This is a genomic window from Fuscovulum ytuae (genome assembly GCF_029953595.1).
Classification (GTDB): domain Bacteria; phylum Pseudomonadota; class Alphaproteobacteria; order Rhodobacterales; family Rhodobacteraceae; genus Paragemmobacter; species Paragemmobacter ytuae.
In genome coordinates this window covers 2409099-2423987 of sequence record NZ_CP124535.1, presented here as the reverse complement: position 1 = coordinate 2423987, position 14889 = coordinate 2409099, and the positions used below count along the sequence as shown (strand labels likewise).

General features: G+C 61.5%; 14 protein-coding genes. 11 read left to right on the top strand and 3 right to left on the bottom strand.

What is annotated here, in order from left to right:
- Positions 1-56 precede the first annotated feature (56 nt).
- The 5 genes from QF092_RS11790 to QF092_RS11770 all read left to right on the top strand — a co-directional run bounded on the left by QF092_RS11790 (position 57) and on the right by QF092_RS11770 (position 6027).
- A complete protein-coding gene (locus QF092_RS11790; protein ID WP_281464098.1) occupies positions 57-1307 on the top strand; it encodes a sarcosine oxidase subunit beta family protein in 1251 nt (416 codons plus the stop codon).
- A 9-nt stretch (positions 1308-1316) separates the two neighbouring features.
- Positions 1317-1616 (top strand): sarcosine oxidase subunit delta, encoded by a 300-nt coding sequence (locus tag QF092_RS11785; protein WP_281464097.1) that lies wholly within the window; start codon positions 1317-1319, stop codon positions 1614-1616.
- Positions 1613-4564: a sarcosine oxidase subunit alpha family protein gene (locus tag QF092_RS11780; protein ID WP_281464096.1), complete on the top strand. Its 2952-nt coding sequence runs from the start codon at positions 1613-1615 to the stop codon at positions 4562-4564. Before QF092_RS11785 ends, QF092_RS11780 begins: the two co-directional genes overlap by 4 nt.
- Positions 4557-5123, top strand: a complete 567-nt coding sequence (locus tag QF092_RS11775; protein ID WP_281464095.1) for a sarcosine oxidase subunit gamma — start codon at positions 4557-4559, stop codon at positions 5121-5123. Before QF092_RS11780 ends, QF092_RS11775 begins: the two co-directional genes overlap by 8 nt.
- 343 nt (positions 5124-5466) lie before the next feature.
- Positions 5467-6027: a helix-turn-helix domain-containing protein gene (locus tag QF092_RS11770; protein ID WP_281469948.1), complete on the top strand. Its 561-nt coding sequence runs from the start codon at positions 5467-5469 to the stop codon at positions 6025-6027.
- Positions 6028-6120: 93 nt separating this feature from the next.
- Here QF092_RS11770 and QF092_RS11765 read toward each other — a convergent pair whose 3' ends face one another.
- Positions 6121-6339: a hypothetical protein gene (locus tag QF092_RS11765; protein WP_281464094.1), complete on the bottom strand. Its 219-nt coding sequence runs from the start codon at positions 6337-6339 to the stop codon at positions 6121-6123.
- Positions 6340-6355: 16 nt separating this feature from the next.
- A complete protein-coding gene (locus QF092_RS11760) occupies positions 6356-7786 on the bottom strand; it encodes an ammonium transporter (RefSeq protein WP_281464093.1) in 1431 nt (476 codons plus the stop codon).
- A 244-nt stretch (positions 7787-8030) separates the two neighbouring features.
- Here QF092_RS11760 and QF092_RS11755 point away from each other — a divergent pair, with 244 nt between their 5' ends.
- The 6 genes from QF092_RS11755 to QF092_RS11730 all read left to right on the top strand — a co-directional run bounded on the left by QF092_RS11755 (position 8031) and on the right by QF092_RS11730 (position 13574).
- The gene (locus QF092_RS11755) at positions 8031-8927 is read left to right on the top strand and encodes a class II glutamine amidotransferase (protein WP_281464092.1); all 897 of its coding nucleotides are present in this window, start codon (positions 8031-8033) and stop codon (positions 8925-8927) included.
- Between the two features lie 5 nt (positions 8928-8932).
- Positions 8933-9622 (top strand): GXGXG domain-containing protein, encoded by a 690-nt coding sequence (locus tag QF092_RS11750; protein ID WP_281464091.1) that lies wholly within the window; start codon positions 8933-8935, stop codon positions 9620-9622.
- Between the two features lie 13 nt (positions 9623-9635).
- On the top strand, positions 9636-10961 hold the full coding sequence (locus QF092_RS11745) for an FMN-binding glutamate synthase family protein (RefSeq protein ID WP_281464090.1): 1326 nt from the start codon (positions 9636-9638) through the stop codon (positions 10959-10961).
- A gap of 45 nt (positions 10962-11006) precedes the next feature.
- Positions 11007-12314: a type III glutamate--ammonia ligase gene (glnT, locus tag QF092_RS11740; protein WP_281464089.1), complete on the top strand. Its 1308-nt coding sequence runs from the start codon at positions 11007-11009 to the stop codon at positions 12312-12314.
- 220 nt (positions 12315-12534) lie between these two features.
- Positions 12535-13068: a dihydrofolate reductase family protein gene (locus QF092_RS11735; RefSeq protein WP_281464088.1), complete on the top strand. Its 534-nt coding sequence runs from the start codon at positions 12535-12537 to the stop codon at positions 13066-13068.
- Positions 13065-13574: a TetR/AcrR family transcriptional regulator gene (locus QF092_RS11730; RefSeq protein ID WP_281464087.1), complete on the top strand. Its 510-nt coding sequence runs from the start codon at positions 13065-13067 to the stop codon at positions 13572-13574. The genes QF092_RS11735 and QF092_RS11730 overlap by 4 nt, the downstream gene beginning before the upstream one ends.
- On the opposite strand, the gene QF092_RS11725 is transcribed toward QF092_RS11730, so the two are convergent.
- Entirely contained in the window at positions 13546-14868 is a 1323-nt protein-coding gene (locus QF092_RS11725) for a serine hydroxymethyltransferase (protein WP_281464086.1), read from the bottom strand. The two genes, QF092_RS11730 and QF092_RS11725, sit on opposite strands and share 29 nt — an antisense overlap.
- Between the last annotated feature and the right edge of the window lie 21 nt (positions 14869-14889).

Genomic DNA, 14889 nt, shown 5'->3' with positions numbered 1-14889 from the left:
TACCCCGCGCCGCGCCGCCGCCATATTCGGCGGCAAGACAAAGCAGGGGAAAAACCATGCGCTATTCCGGCTTTCGTGTGATCGCCGAGGCTTTGACAGGCCATAAAGGGTGGAAACCCGCATGGCGCGACCCGGAACCCCAAGCATCCTACGATTACATCATCGTGGGCGGCGGTGGGCACGGCCTCGCCACGGCCTATTACTTGGCCAAGGAATTCAAACAGGCCCGCATCGCCGTCCTTGAAAAGGGCTATCTTGGCGGCGGCAATGTGGGGCGCAACACCACCATCATCCGCTCCAACTATTTGCTGGATGGCAACGAACCCTTCTACGAATTTTCCCTGAAACTCTGGGAAGGGCTGGAGCAGGACTTCAACTATAACGCCATGGTATCCCAGCGCGGGATCATCAACCTGTACCACACCGATGCCCAGCGCGACGCCTATACCCGGCGCGGCAATGCCATGATCCTGCACGGCGCGGATGCGGAACTCCTGAACCGCGATCAGGTCCGCGCCATGTATCCCTTCCTGAATTTCGACAATGCCCGCTTCCCCATCAAGGGCGCGCTGATGCAACGTCGCGGCGGCACGGTCCGCCACGATGCCGTGGCCTGGGGCTATGCGCGCGGGGCCGACATGCGCGGCGTCGATCTGATCCAGAATTGCGAAGTCACTGGCATCCGCACGGAAAACGGCCGCGTGACGGGCGTGGACACAACGCGCGGCTTCATCGGCGCAAAGAAGGTGGGCGTCGCTGTTGCAGGCTCCTCCTCCAAGGTGATGGCCCATGTGAACATGCGCCTGCCCATGGAATCCCACGTCCTGCAGGCCTTCGTTTCCGAAGGCCTGAAACCCCTGATCGACGGCGTCATGACCTATGGCGCAGGCCATTTCTACGTCAGCCAGTCCGATAAGGGCGGGCTCGTCTTCGGCGGCGATATCGACGGCTACAACTCCTATGCCCAACGCGGCAATATGCCCGTGGTCGAAGATGTGGCCGAAGGGGGCATGTCCCTCATGCCCATGATTGGCCGCGCCCGCCTTCTGCGCTCATGGGGCGGGATCATGGACATGTCGATGGATGGCAGCCCGATCATCGACAAGACCGATATCGACGGCCTCTATTTCAACGGCGGCTGGTGCTATGGCGGCTTCAAGGCCACCCCCGCCTCGGGCTGGTGCTTCGCGCATCTTCTCGCCACCGATCAACCCCATCCCACCGCCACCGCCTATCGCTTCGATCGCTTCCGCAAGGGGCTGATGATCGACGAAAAAGGGCAGGGCGCACAGCCCAACCTGCACTGAGAGGGCATCATGATCATCAACCACCCCCTCCTCGGCCCCCGCGACGCGCAGGAATTCACCTATCTCGGCGACGCCGCCCTGATCGACCGTCCCGATGGCATGGCCTTCCCCGATGCCAGCAGCGCGCAGGACGCCTTTCACGATTACCTCTACCTGCGCGACAACCCCGCAGGCGAACACCGCGAACTGTGGTTCCACGAACAGGGCGACCGCTCTTGGCTCGTCGTCACCCGCAACACCGTGACGCATGACATCACAAAGGTCGAACTCGCCCGCGATGTGGCACGCGCAAAGGGGCGCAGCAAATGACGCAAGAGAACCGCATCAAGGGCGGCCAGATCGACCGGAGTAAGACGCTCCGCTTCACCTTCGACGGCCTGCCCTATACGGGCCATCCGGGTGACACGCTGGCATCGGCCCTCCTTGCCAACGGCGTCCGCCTCATGGGGCGCAGCTTCAAATACCACCGCCCGCGCGGCCCCATTTCTGCGGGCAGCGAAGAACCCAACGCCATCGTCGAACTGCGCACAGGCGCGCGTCAGGAACCCAACACCCGCGCCACCGTGGCGGAACTCTTCGACGGGCTGGAGGCAAACAGCCAGAACCGCTTCCCCTCGCTCAAATTCGACCTGATGGGCGTGAACGACCGCCTCTCCCCCTTCTTCGCCGCAGGCTTCTACTACAAGACCTTCATGTGGCCCGCCGCCATGTGGGAGAAGCTCTACGAACCCATTATCCGCCGCGCCGCAGGCCTTGGCACGCTGACCCGCGAAGAAGACCCCGACGCCTACGACAAGGGCTTCCTCCACTGCGACATCCTCATCATCGGCGCAGGGCCCGCAGGCCTGATGGCCGCCCTCACCGCAGGCCGCGCCGGGGCCCGCGTCATCCTTGCCGATGAAGATTTCCGCATGGGCGGGCGGCTGAACGCCGAAACCCTCACCATCGGCAACCACGCCGGGGCTGACTGGGCCGAAGATACCCTCCGCACCCTTGCGCAAATGCCCAATGTCCGCCTGATGCCCCGCACCACCGTGCTGGGCGCAATGGACCACGGCATCTATTCGGCTGTCGAACGCGTCTCCGACCACCTGCCCATCCCCGCCCCCGGCAAGCCGCGCCAGATCCTCTGGCGCATCTATTCCCGCCACGCGATCCTTGCCGCAGGGGCTATCGAACGCCCCATCGCGTTCGAAAACAACGACCGCCCCGGCATCCTGCTGGCAGGCGCGCTTCGCACCTATGCCAACCGCTATGCAGTTACCGTCGGCGACCGGGTCGCCATCTTCACCAACAATGATGACGGTCTGCGCACGGCCACCGACTTTCAGGCCAAGGGCATCGACGTCGCCGCCGTCATCGACACCCGGCAGGAAGGCGAACTCTTGCCCGGCATCCGCCACCTGAAGGGGGCCCAAGTTATTGATACCAAAGGCCGCCTTGGCCTGAAATCCATCACCATCCGTCATGCGAACGGTCGTTCGGAAACCCTGCCCGTCACCGCTCTCGGCGTTTCGGGTGGCTGGAACCCCAACCTGAACATCGCAAGCCACCACCGGGGCCGGCCCATCTGGAACGAAGGCATCCATGCCTTCACCCCCCCGACAGACGGCCCGAAAAACCTCACCGCCGCAGGCGCGGCGGCGGGCCACTTCTCCACCCATGCCGCGCTGGAAACAGGGGCAGCCCAAGCCAATGCCGCGCTTGAAGCGCTGGGCATGCCAACCCATAGCCCCGATATCCCAAAGGCCGAAGACGCCCCCCTTAACCTCACCCCCTTCTGGTATGTCCCCGAAGGCAAGGGCCGCGCTTGGATCGATCAGCAGAATGACGTCACCGTAAAAGACGTAAAACTCGCCAAACAGGAAAACTTCACCTCGGTCGAACACCTGAAACGCTACACCACCCTCGGCATGGCCACGGATCAGGGGAAAACCGGCAATATCCTCGGCCTTGCCATCATGGCCGAACTCACCGGCAAATCGATCCCGCAAACCGGCACCACCATTTATCGCCCGCCCTACACCCCCGTCGCCATGGGCGCGCTTGCGGGTCGCTCGCGCGGCCATGAATTCAAACCCACCCGCCTGACCCCTTCCCACAAATGGGCGTCAGAACAGGGCGCGATCTTCGTCGAGGTGGGCATGTGGCTCCGCGCCCAATGGTTCCCGAAACCCACTGAGACCACATGGCGGCAATCCGTGGACCGCGAGGTACTGCAAACCCGCGCCTCCGTCGGCATTTGCGATGTAACGACCTTGGGCAAGATCGATATCCAAGGCCGTGACGCAGGTGCCTTCCTCGACAAGGTCTATGCCAACACCTTCTCCACCCTCCCCATCGGTAAGGTCCGCTATGGGCTGATGCTGCGCGAAGATGGCATCGTGATGGATGACGGCACCACCGCCCGCATGGGCGAAAACGAATGGGTGATGACGACGACCACCGCCAATGCCGTCCCTGTCTTCCGCCATCTCGAATATGTCCGCCAATGCCTTTACCCGGATATGGATGTCCAGCTCATCTCCACGACGGAAGCCTGGGCCCAATTCTCCGTTGCAGGCCCCAACGCGCGGAAACTCCTGCAAAAGGTGGTGGATCAAGATATCTCGGACGCCGCCTTCCCCTATATGGCCTGCGGAAACATCACCGTCGCAGGCGGCCTGCGCGCGCGGCTGTTCCGCATCTCCTTCTCGGGGGAACTGGCCTATGAAATCGCCGTCCCCACCCGCTATGGCGATGCGATGATCCGCGAACTCATGCGCGCGGGCGAAGAATTCAATGCCGTCGCCTATGGTACTGAATCCTTGGGCGTCATGCGCGTGGAAAAGGGCCATGTCGCGGGGAACGAACTGAACGGCCAGACCACCGCGCTGAACATGGGGCTGGGCAAGATGGTGTCGAAAAAGAAAGACAGCATCGGCATGGTCCTGTCGCAACGCGAAGGCCTGACAGCAGAAGACGGCCTCCGTCTTGTGGGCGTCAAGCCCGTAGATCCGTCTAAACCCCTCACCGCGGGCTCCCACTTCCTCGATATTGGGGCGGCCCCCGTGGCGGACAATGATGGCGGCTGGCTTACCTCCGTCGTCTACTCCCCCCACCTCGGCTCATCCATCGCGCTGGGCTATCTGAAAAACGGCCACACTCGCATTGGCCAGAAGATGCGCGCCGTGAACCTGCTCGCCAAGACAGAGGTAGAGGTGGAAATCGTCTCCCCCCACTTCTTCGATCCTGAAGGAGAACGCCTCCGTGGCTGACCATCGTCTGAAACCCCTCACCCCCCTTGGCCATGACGCGCCCCACAGCGTCAGCATCGGCCCCGTCACAATCGCCGAGGTGGTGGATACCGCGCTCGCCTCCCTCGCCGCGCGTCAGGGCGAAGGCAAGGCTGTGGCCGACATCGCCGATGCCGCAGGCATCCCCCTGCCGCCCCCCGGCAAGGCTGCGAAAGGTGCGACCTATGCCGCCTTCTGGCTTTCCCCCGACATGTGGATGGTCGAGGCGCCCTTCGCCACCCATGAAGATATCGTTGCGATCATAAAGCCCCATTTCGGCGAAGCCGCCAGCGTGACAGAACAGACCGACGCATGGGCGCGCTTCGACGTGATGGGCGATGACTTGCCCGCCATGTTCGAACGCCTCGCTGCCTTCGACTTGCGCGCGCATGGCCCCGGCGCGGCAACGCGGACGGTGATCGAACATTTGGGCTGTTATGTCGTGATCCGCGCCGAAGGCCACCTTTCGGTCATCGGCCCCCGTTCATCGGCGGCCTCGCTCTTCCACGCGCTGGAAACGGCGGCACGATCTGCCTTCTAGGGGTGGGGTAAAACCCCACCCTACCCATGGCCCTTAGGGTTGGGTTCCACCCCACCGCCCCTTAACAGACCCTCAACCCGCCGCCCGCTGCGTGCCCACAGTTTGCTGCACAAAACCCGGCACAAAACAGGGCACAGCCGTTGCTGCCCATACTGCCGTCTTGTTCCGCGCAGTTTTTTCCTTATAGTAAAAAACCATTCGCGTATGTTTACTGCGGGGTAACAGGATGGATGATCTCGACACAACACCCGACACTGGTGCCGAACCGGTTATCCCCAAATCCAAACCCGTTTTCAGCCAAGATCCCCACCGCATCCGCGAACTCGCCGAACGGAATCTGGAAATGGCCATCGGCCGTTCGGTCCGCGCTTTCCGCCGCCAGCAGGGCATGACGGTGGCCGACCTCGCCTCTGTCACCGGCCTCTCCATCGGCATGCTTTCCAAGATCGAGAATGGCATCACCTCGCCCTCTCTCACCACGCTTCAAATCCTGTCGCATGCCTTTTCCACCCCCATCACATCCTTCTTTCGGGGCTATGAGGAGCGCCGCGAATGCCAGCATGTGAAGGCCGGCGAACATCTGGAAATCGAACGACGCGGCACCCGCGCGGGCCATCAATACCACCTTCTCGGCCATATCGGATCAAACGGGTCGGGGGTGGTGGTTGAACCCTATGTCATTACTTTAACTGCGGAATCCGACACCTTTCCCGCCTTTCAACATGACGGGATCGAACTTCTTTATATGCTGGAAGGCGAAGTGGCCTATCGCCACGGCGACACGCTCTATCACCTCGAACCGGGCGACAGCCTCTTCTTCGATGCCGATGCCCCGCATGGGCCAGAGGTGTTGATCAAGCTCCCCGCGCGGTACCTGTCTGTCATCTCTTATCCGCAAATCTAGGACGCGCGACGACAAAGCAGCAGCAAGGTTGTTGCCCGCAAAAGGCAAACGGGGCGCGCCACAGCACGCCCCGTTTTTCACATCACACGCCGATCAATAGTCGTCGATAAGCTTTCTCGCAGCGTCTTCCCGCTTTTCGGCTTTCATCTCGGCTGCGATTTCTTCTTCTTCCTGCCGGATTTGCAGCACGTGCCACCCGATCCAAAACGCAACCCCCAAGACCACCATGATCCCTTCGGTGCCCTGAAAGGGATAGATCGCGCCGACATCAGCCAGATCGACCGCCCAGCTTGAGTAACCTATTGTGGACATTTGATTTTTTCCCTTCCTACTTCAACATCGCGCGTTCTGCGGCGATGATTTCGGCAACCGCCGCGTCATAGGCAGCACGCCCTTTGAAATCGAGTCCCTCAAGCTCGATCTTCGCCGGAATCCGCAAAAGCCCAAAGCCATTCAGGATCTTGCAGAGGATATAGACAGGAACAAAGCCCAACAGCACCATGATACAGGCCCCGATGAAATTGCCCCATGGGGTGATGACCGCATAACCCTCATAGGGCGATGACGGCGCTCCCCAAAGAACAAAGCCCGCGATCACGACGCCTAGGAAACCACCGTAGCCATGCACAGCCACGGCCCCGACGGCGTCATCGATCTTGAAGGTCCGCTCTACCCAGAAATGCAGCTTGTAGGCCACGTAGGGCACGATGGCGCCGATGAACATAGCTTGGATCGGGTGATAAAGATCGTTGCCCGCAGAGGCACCGATCACGCCACAAAGCCCCGCCGAATAGGTCCAGAACGCATCCCCTTTTGAGAAGATGTATCCAGCCATCATGCCGCCCGAAAGCGCCATCAAGAAGTTCATCGTGATCGCCGAAAGCGTTGTCGGTGTCAGGTAGATATTGGTCGCGGTCCACGTTACCCCGGTGATCTGTCCGCCGATGGACTCGGGCGAGATCATGGGGATGTTGCATGCGGCATAGAAACCCCAGAAGCCGGTGTAGATCATGAACAGCCCAATCGTCACAAGCCACGGGTTATGCGGCGGGATATCGCGCGGGGTTCCATCCGGACGGAATTTTCCCAGCCGTGGTCCTAGCACGATCAATGCCGCCAACGCTGCACCCCCGGCGATCGCATGCACCACGCCAGACGCATAGGCATCGTGATAGCCAAGATATTTGACCATCCAGCCTCCCGCGCTCCACCCCCAAGCGGCATCGGTGATCCACAGGACAGACCCCAGCAGGACCGCGATCAACCAGAATGCGCCCATCCTGATCCGCTCAATCACAGCACCCGACACAATTGACGCTGTGGTGATCGAGAACAAAAGAAAGGCCGCCCAGAACACACCGTTCAAACGGTGCCAGATCCCCGCGCCATTCAAGCCGTCCGCCGTGATCCCTGCAGCCAGATCAGTTTCGTTCGCCCCAGAAAGGTGGGTCCCCATAAGCGGGCTAGCCGGCCCGGCGACCAGATTGGGATCGTAGAACAGCGCGTCCTCAACGAAATTGACCCAGTAAAGGCCGCTGGGAAACGCAAAGTAGATCCACCATCCAAAGAAGAAGAATGTGACCGTGATCAACGGAATGGCCATCGTGTTCTTCATCAGCGTGTGCATGTGGTTGCGCCGACGTGACGCCCCCACCTCGTACATGCAAAACCCCACGTGAATGAGGAACATGAAAACCACTGTTACCCAGTAGTAGAACTCAGTGAATATGACGTTCACCGTACTAAGATTATCACCCATTGTTTTCCCTCCCTTAGGCCATTTTTGCTTTGCCACCGATGGCTAGGCCCTGACGCCATTTCTCTCTCCGGCAAATTTATTTGCTCAGAGGAAATCGGCCCGCGACAATCTGTCAAGAAAAACCTGCCAAAAATTTAGGCATTTGGAAAAGTTTTCCCGCTTAGGAAAAAAAGTTTCTTGCCAGTTGAGAGTCGAATTCTTCGGTGCTAGCCTGTCATCAATGACGAACAGAGGAGTCGACGCCATGTGCGGAATCGTCGGTCTTTTCCTGAAAGACCCCAAGCTGGAACCGCAACTCGGTGCCATGCTCACCGACATGCTCATTACCATGACTGACCGCGGTCCCGACAGCGCCGGGATCGCCATTTATGGCCGCCCCGAAAAGGGCCGCGCAAAGCTGACGGTGCAATCCCCGGCCCCCGATGCCGACTTCGCCACCCTGACCGAAGACCTCGGGAAGGCCGTCGCGGCCAAGGTCACGGGGACGGTAAAGGACACGCATATCGTTCTCGAACTGCCCGAGGATCGGCTTGATGCTGCCCGCCACGCCATGCGCGACCTGCGCCCCAATGCGCGGGTCATGTCAGCCGGGGAAGGCATTGAAATTTATAAAGAAGTCGGTCTTCCCAAGGATGTCGCGGCGCGCTTTGATGTGGCCCGCATGTCCGGCACCCATGGCATCGGCCATACCCGCATGGCCACCGAATCCGCGGTCACCACTATGGGCGCGCATCCGTTCTCCACCGGGGCGGATCAGTGCCTTGTCCATAACGGCTCGCTGTCCAACCACAACTCCGTCCGCCGCGTGCTGCGTCAGGCTGGCATGACGTTCGAGACCGAAAACGACACCGAAGTGGCCGCCGCTTTCATAAGCCACAAGCTGCAAGAAGGCGCCAAATTGGGCGAGGCGATGGAAGCCACGCTCACCGATCTCGACGGTTTCTTTACCTTCGTTGTTGGCACAAAGAACGGCTTCGGCGTCGTCCGCGACCCCATCGCCTGCAAACCCGCCGTCATGGCAGAAACCGATCAGTATGTCGCCTTCGGGTCGGAATACCGCGCGATGGTCAATCTGCCGGGCATCGATGCCGCCCGCGTCTGGGAACCCGAACCCGCCACCGTATACTTCTGGGAACGCTGAGAAAAATGCAGACATTCGACCTTGCCGCCCAAGGCCTGCGCGCGCTGAACTCCACGCTCCATGCCCTCAAGGGCCAGACGAACATGACCTCGTGGGAGGTGATCAACCCCAAAGGCGCCCATGCCATCGCCGTGGGCCTTGATGCCCCTGTCGATGTCACCGTGCGCGGCTCCACCGGCTATTACTGCGCGGGCATGAACAAACAGGCCACCGTCCGTGTCAAAGGCTCCGCCGGCCCCGGCGTGGCGGAAAACATGATGTCCGGCACGGTCATCATTGATGGCGACGCCAGCCAATATGCCGGTGCAACTGGGCGCGGCGGGTTGCTTGTCATCAAGGGCAACGCCTCATCCCGCTGCGGCATCTCGATGAAGGGGATCGATATCGTCGTCCATGGCAATATCGGCCACATGTCCGCTTTCATGGCCCAATCCGGCAACCTCGTCGTCCTGGGCGACGCAGGTGAGGCGCTCGGGGACAGCCTCTATGAGGCCCGCCTTTTCGTGCGCGGCTCGGTCAAATCCCTTGGGGCCGACTGCATCGAAAAAGAGATGCGGCCCGAACACCTGGCGCTGCTGGCCGACCTGTTGAAACGCGGCGAGGCCGACCATCTGGCCAAGCCCGAAGAGTTCAAGCGCTACGGTTCCGCCCGCAAGCTTTACAACTTCAATATCGACAACGCGTCGTCCTACTGAGGCCGCAAGAAGAATGTCCGATTTCCCCCATACGCCGCCCAAAATGTCGTGGACCTTCTCCAACGACGTGAACGCCGAAATCCGCCGCGCCGCCGCGACAGGCATTTATGATATCCGCGGTGGCGGGTCCAAACGCCGCCTGCCGCATTTCGACGATCTGCTTTTCCTTGGTGCATCCATCAGCCGCTACCCGCTGGAAGGCTATCGCGAAAAATGCGCCACCGATGTCTGGTTGGGCACGCGCTTTGCCAAGAACCCGATCCATCTGGATATCCCCATCACCATCGCGGGCATGTCCTTCGGTGCCCTCTCCGGCCCCGCGAAAGAGGCGCTGGGTCGCGGTGCCTCGGCTGCTGGCACCTCCACCACCACAGGTGATGGCGGGATGACCGAGGAAGAACGTGGTCATTCGAAAACCCTTGTCTATCAATATCTTCCTTCCCGCTACGGGATGAACCCCGATGACCTGCGCCGCGCCGACGCGATCGAGGTCGTGGTGGGGCAGGGGGCCAAACCCGGCGGCGGCGGCATGCTGCTGGGCCAAAAAATTTCGGACCGCGTCGCCATGATGCGTAATCTTCCCAAGGGCATCGACCAGCGCTCTGCCTGCCGCCACCCTGATTGGACCGGGCCTGACGATCTTGAAATCAAGATCCTCGAACTGCGCGAAATCACGAACTGGGAAAAGCCGATCTATATCAAGGTTGGCGGCGCGCGCCCCTATTACGACACCGCCCTTGCAGTGAAGGCCGGGGCCGATGTCGTGGTGCTGGATGGCATGCAGGGCGGCACCGCCGCCACGCAGGACGTGTTCATCGAAAATGTTGGCATGCCCATCCTTGCCTGTATCCCGCAGGCGGTGAAGGCGCTGCAAGACCTTGGCATGCACCGCAAGGTGCAACTGATCGTGTCGGGCGGCATCCGAACTGGGGCCGATGTGGCCAAGGCCATGGCGCTGGGGGCCGATGCCGTCGCCATCGGCACGGCGGCCCTTGTTGCGCTGGGCGACAACGACCCCGCGCTTGAGGCCGAATATAACAAACTCGGCACCACCGCCGGGGCCTATGACGACTGGCACGAAGGCAAAGACCCTGCCGGGATCACCACGCAGGACCCCGAACTTTTCAAGCGTTTCGATCCCATCCTCGGTGGTCGCCGCCTGAAGAACTACCTCAAGGTGATGACGCTTGAGGCGCAGACAATTGCGCGTGCCTGCGGCAAAAATCACCTTCATAATCTGGAACCGGAAGACCTCTGCGCCCTGACCGTCGAATCCGCCGCCATGGCGGGCGTTCCGCTGGCAGGGACCAACTGGATTCCCGGGCGCAACGGATTCTGAACACAACGGCACAAAGCCGATCTGAACAAGAACAGGGAGTTAGTCATGGCCAAAGATCTTGCCAAATGGGCCAAGGAAAAGGGCGTAAAATACTTCATGATCTCCTACACCGATCTTTTCGGTGGTCAGCGCGCGAAACTCGTGCCGACGCAGGCGATCAACGACATGGCCGAGGAGGGCGCAGGTTTTGCAGGTTTCGCCACATGGCTTGACCTGACGCCCGCCCATCCCGACCTGATGGCCGTCCCCGATCCAGACTCGGTGATCCAATTGCCGTGGAAAAAGGATGTGGCATGGGTTGCCGCCCGCGCAACGATGGAAGGTGCCCTCGTCGATCAGGCCCCCCGCAACGTCTTGGAAAAACTGATTGCCGAGGCGGCCAAGGATGGCCTGCGCGTCAAGACCGGGGTTGAACCCGAGTTCTTCATCCTGAACGCCGAAGGCAATGCCGCCTCTGACATCTACGACACCGCTGAAAAGCCCTGCTATGACCAGCAGGCCGTGATGCGCCGCTATGACGTGATCTCGGAAATCTGCGATTACATGCTGGAACTGGGCTGGGAACCCTACCAAAACGACCACGAAGACGCGATCGGCCAGTTTGAGATGAACTGGAAATACGACGACGCCCTGCAAACCGCTGACAAGCACAGCTTCTTCAAGTTCATGGTCAAATCGGTGGCCGAAAAGCACGGCTTCCGCGCCACCTTCATGCCCAAACCCTTTAAGGGCCTTACCGGATCGGGCTGCCACGCCCATATCTCGGTCTGGTCGCTGGATGGCAAGACCAATGCCTTCTCTGATCCGTCAAAGGAACTCTCACTCTCCGACCGGGGGCGCAACTTCCTTGGCGGGATCATGAAACACGCCTCCGCCTTGGCCGCGATCACCAACCCGACGGTGAACAGCTACAAGCGGATCAACGCACCCCGCACCACGTCGGGCGCGACATGGGCGCCGAACACGGTCACATGGACGGGCAACAACCGCACCCATATGGTCCGCGTTCCCGGCCCCGGCCGTTTCGAACTGCGCCTGCCCGATGGGGCCGCGAACCCCTACCTGCTTCAGGCCGTGATCATCGCCGCAGGGCTTGACGGTGTGCGCACGCAGGCCGATCCCGGCCGCCGTTATGACATCGACATGTATCAGCAGGGCCATACCGTGAAAGGCGCGCCGAAACTGCCGCTGAACCTGCTCGATGCGCTGCGCGAATATGACAAGGACAAGACGCTCAAGGCCATGATGGGCGAGGAATTCTCGTCGGCCTATCTCAAGCTCAAGCAACAGGAATGGAACAGCTTCGTCTCCCATTTCTCGCGCTGGGAACACGAAAACACGCTGGATATCTGATCCTTCGTTCACAGGACGCAAAGAAAGAACCCGCCGGATCGCCCGGCGGGTTTTCTCTTGCCGAAGGGGCGGCAATCCCATATTTATACATTGTATAAAAAATTCCTTCCGAACCGGAACGCACGGAATCGAAGCTGATACCTCCACCCCGAACCAAAAGGTTCGAAACCGCATCAACAGTCTGGTTCGAAACCGAACCGCAAAACTTCGGAACCGAACCATGACCCGCGGCCATGTTTTCATCGCCACCAGCCTTGACGGCTTCATCGCCCGCCCCGATGGCCGCCTCGATTGGCTTTTGTCCCGCGGCGACCCGGCCGAAGATCACGGCTATGAGGCTTTCATCGCCGGAATGGACTGCATCATCATGGGCCGCGGCACCTATGATGCCGTCCGCAGCTTCCCCGACTGGCCCTATACACTGCCCGTTCTGGTGCTTTCCCAGCAGCTCGCACAGCAACCCGTGCCGGAAAACCTTCAGGGCAAGGTCACATTCGCCGCCCATGGCCCCGAACAGGCCATGCGACACCTCGCCGACAAAGGCCATCGCAAAGCCTATGTCGACGGCGGCCAGATCGTGCAATCCTTCCTGCGCGCGGGTCTGATCGACAGCCTGACCATCACCACAGCCCCTGTCCTGATCGGGCAGGGCCGCCCGCTTTTCGGCGCCCTGCCAAAGGACATCCCCTTGCGCCACAAGGCGACCCGCAGCTTCCCCTCCGGCCTTGTCCAATCCACTTGGGCCGTGGCATGACCCGCGGCCGCCCCGCAAATCCCCGTCTGTCCCGGGACGCAATCCTGACCGAGGCGCTTTCCCTCATCCGCGATCCTGTGCAGCCCTTCACGATCCGCACTTTGGCAAAGCGGATGTCGGTGACGCCGATGGCCATCCTGCATCACTTCGGCAGCCATGACTCCCTGATCCACGCCATGGCCGACGCCATCCTTGCCGAAATCCCCGGTGCCTCTCCTAAAACCCTGCTTGCAGCCTATGCCAAAGCCGCCCACCGCCACCCGGCGTTGATCCTAGCCCTGTTCCGCATCCCTGGCCCGTTGCCGCTGCAAGCCCGCCTCTTGACCGAACGCCTTGAAATCATGTTGGAAAATGAAGGCCGTTCGCCAGATGAGGCCCGCCTTCACCGCGATATCCTGATCGATTGGGTGCATGGCATGGCGTTGGCGCAGGCCCCCGATGACCCCGCCCCCGCCCTTAACGCGCTGCTGGACGCCCTCACGCCCGGATGTAATGCACCCCGGTGAACCGCGCCCGCATGTCGCGCACCCGCGCCGCCACGGCCCCCGGATCATTCCCCCGCAGCCCTTCGGCAATCAGCGCGGCCAGCGCGGGCGCATCTGCTACCGTCACCCCCCGGCGCACCAGCTCCGGCGTCCCGATCCGCAGCCCGTTCAAATCACCCTCCACCGGCGCAATCGGCAGCCCGATCCCACAGGCAAGGAACCCGGCTTTGCGCAACGTCTTTGACGCCGTCTGCCCCCCGCCAAAGCCAGCAGCCTCCACCGCGAATTGATGGCTTTCCGTCATCCCCCGCCCCGCCGCAAATACCGGCAGGCCCAGCCCGTGCAACTCCCGCGCCAAGGCCTGCGACAGATCCACCATCGCCCGCGCATAGTCCCGACCATGCGCCCGCCAATCCAGCAGCGTGATCGCCAATGCCGCCGATTTCGCCGCATCGAAATTCGCCGTCATCCCCGGAAAGGCGATATGATCCAAACGCTTGGCAATCTCGGCCTCGCGCGTCACGATCAATCCGCCCGCAGGCCCGCCCAGCGATTTATAGGTGCTCATCGTCATCAGATGCGCCCCCTCATCAAGTGGGTTCGCCCAAGCCCCCCCTGCGATGATCCCGCATTGATGCGCCGCATCGAACAAAAGCCACGCCCCCACCTCATCGGCAATGGCGCGCAAGGCCCGCACTGGATGGGGAAACAGGTTCAAACTGCCCCCGATGGTGATGATCTTCGGCCGCACCCGCAGCGCCATCTCGCGCAAGGCATCCAGATCCACGGTGAAACCGTCCGCATCCACCGGCGCGTCATGCGTCACCAGCCCGTACAGCCCCGCGCAACCCGCCTTGTGATGCGTCACATGCCCGCCCACCGCAGGCGGCGGCGCAATGATCGCATCCCCCGGCTGTGCCAGCGCCATGAACCCGTACAGGTTCGCCATCGCCCCTGATGCCACCCGGATTTCCGCGTATGAGGCATCAAATACCTCTGCCGCGAGCTCCGCCGCGATGACCTCGATTTCTTCGATTGCCTCCAGACCCATCTCGTACTTGTCACCGGGATACCCGAGCGATGGGCGCGACCCCAACCCCCGCGCCAGCGCCGCCTCCGCCCGCGGGTTCATCACATTGGTCGCGGGGTTCAGGTTGAAACACTCCCGATCATGGATGTCGGCATTCCAGTCGATCAGCGCCGCCACCCGTGCCTCCACCTCCGCATCGCTGCCCGTGGCGGCGGCGGCAGCCAGCGTCATCACATGGTCCTCACAGGGCGCAGGCACCCAGTCGCGGCGGTCAAGGCGGGTCATCGGCGGTCACTCCCGGTTTCG

What these genes read in the sequence shown, in the direction of transcription:
- QF092_RS11745 (WP_281464090.1), top strand. Translation starts at nt 9,636, where the DNA reads ATGTCCGATTTCCCCCATACGCCGCCCAAAATGTCGTGGACCTTCTCC.
- QF092_RS11780 (WP_281464096.1), top strand. Translation starts at nt 1,613, where the DNA reads ATGACGCAAGAGAACCGCATCAAGGGCGGCCAGATCGACCGGAGTAAG.
- QF092_RS11770 (WP_281469948.1), top strand. Translation starts at nt 5,467, where the DNA reads ATGGCCATCGGCCGTTCGGTCCGCGCTTTCCGCCGCCAGCAGGGCATG.
- QF092_RS11730 (WP_281464087.1), top strand. Translation starts at nt 13,065, where the DNA reads ATGACCCGCGGCCGCCCCGCAAATCCCCGTCTGTCCCGGGACGCAATC.
- QF092_RS11785 (WP_281464097.1), top strand. Translation starts at nt 1,317, where the DNA reads ATGATCATCAACCACCCCCTCCTCGGCCCCCGCGACGCGCAGGAATTC.
- QF092_RS11750 (WP_281464091.1), top strand. Translation starts at nt 8,933, where the DNA reads ATGCAGACATTCGACCTTGCCGCCCAAGGCCTGCGCGCGCTGAACTCC.
- QF092_RS11790 (WP_281464098.1), top strand. Translation starts at nt 57, where the DNA reads ATGCGCTATTCCGGCTTTCGTGTGATCGCCGAGGCTTTGACAGGCCAT.
- QF092_RS11735 (WP_281464088.1), top strand. Translation starts at nt 12,535, where the DNA reads ATGACCCGCGGCCATGTTTTCATCGCCACCAGCCTTGACGGCTTCATC.
- QF092_RS11755 (WP_281464092.1), top strand. Translation starts at nt 8,031, where the DNA reads ATGTGCGGAATCGTCGGTCTTTTCCTGAAAGACCCCAAGCTGGAACCG.
- glnT (WP_281464089.1), top strand. Translation starts at nt 11,007, where the DNA reads ATGGCCAAAGATCTTGCCAAATGGGCCAAGGAAAAGGGCGTAAAATAC.
- QF092_RS11765 (WP_281464094.1), bottom strand. Translation starts at nt 6,339, where the DNA reads ATGTCCACAATAGGTTACTCAAGCTGGGCGGTCGATCTGGCTGATGTC.
- QF092_RS11725 (WP_281464086.1), bottom strand. Translation starts at nt 14,868, where the DNA reads ATGACCCGCCTTGACCGCCGCGACTGGGTGCCTGCGCCCTGTGAGGAC.
- QF092_RS11760 (WP_281464093.1), bottom strand. Translation starts at nt 7,786, where the DNA reads ATGGGTGATAATCTTAGTACGGTGAACGTCATATTCACTGAGTTCTAC.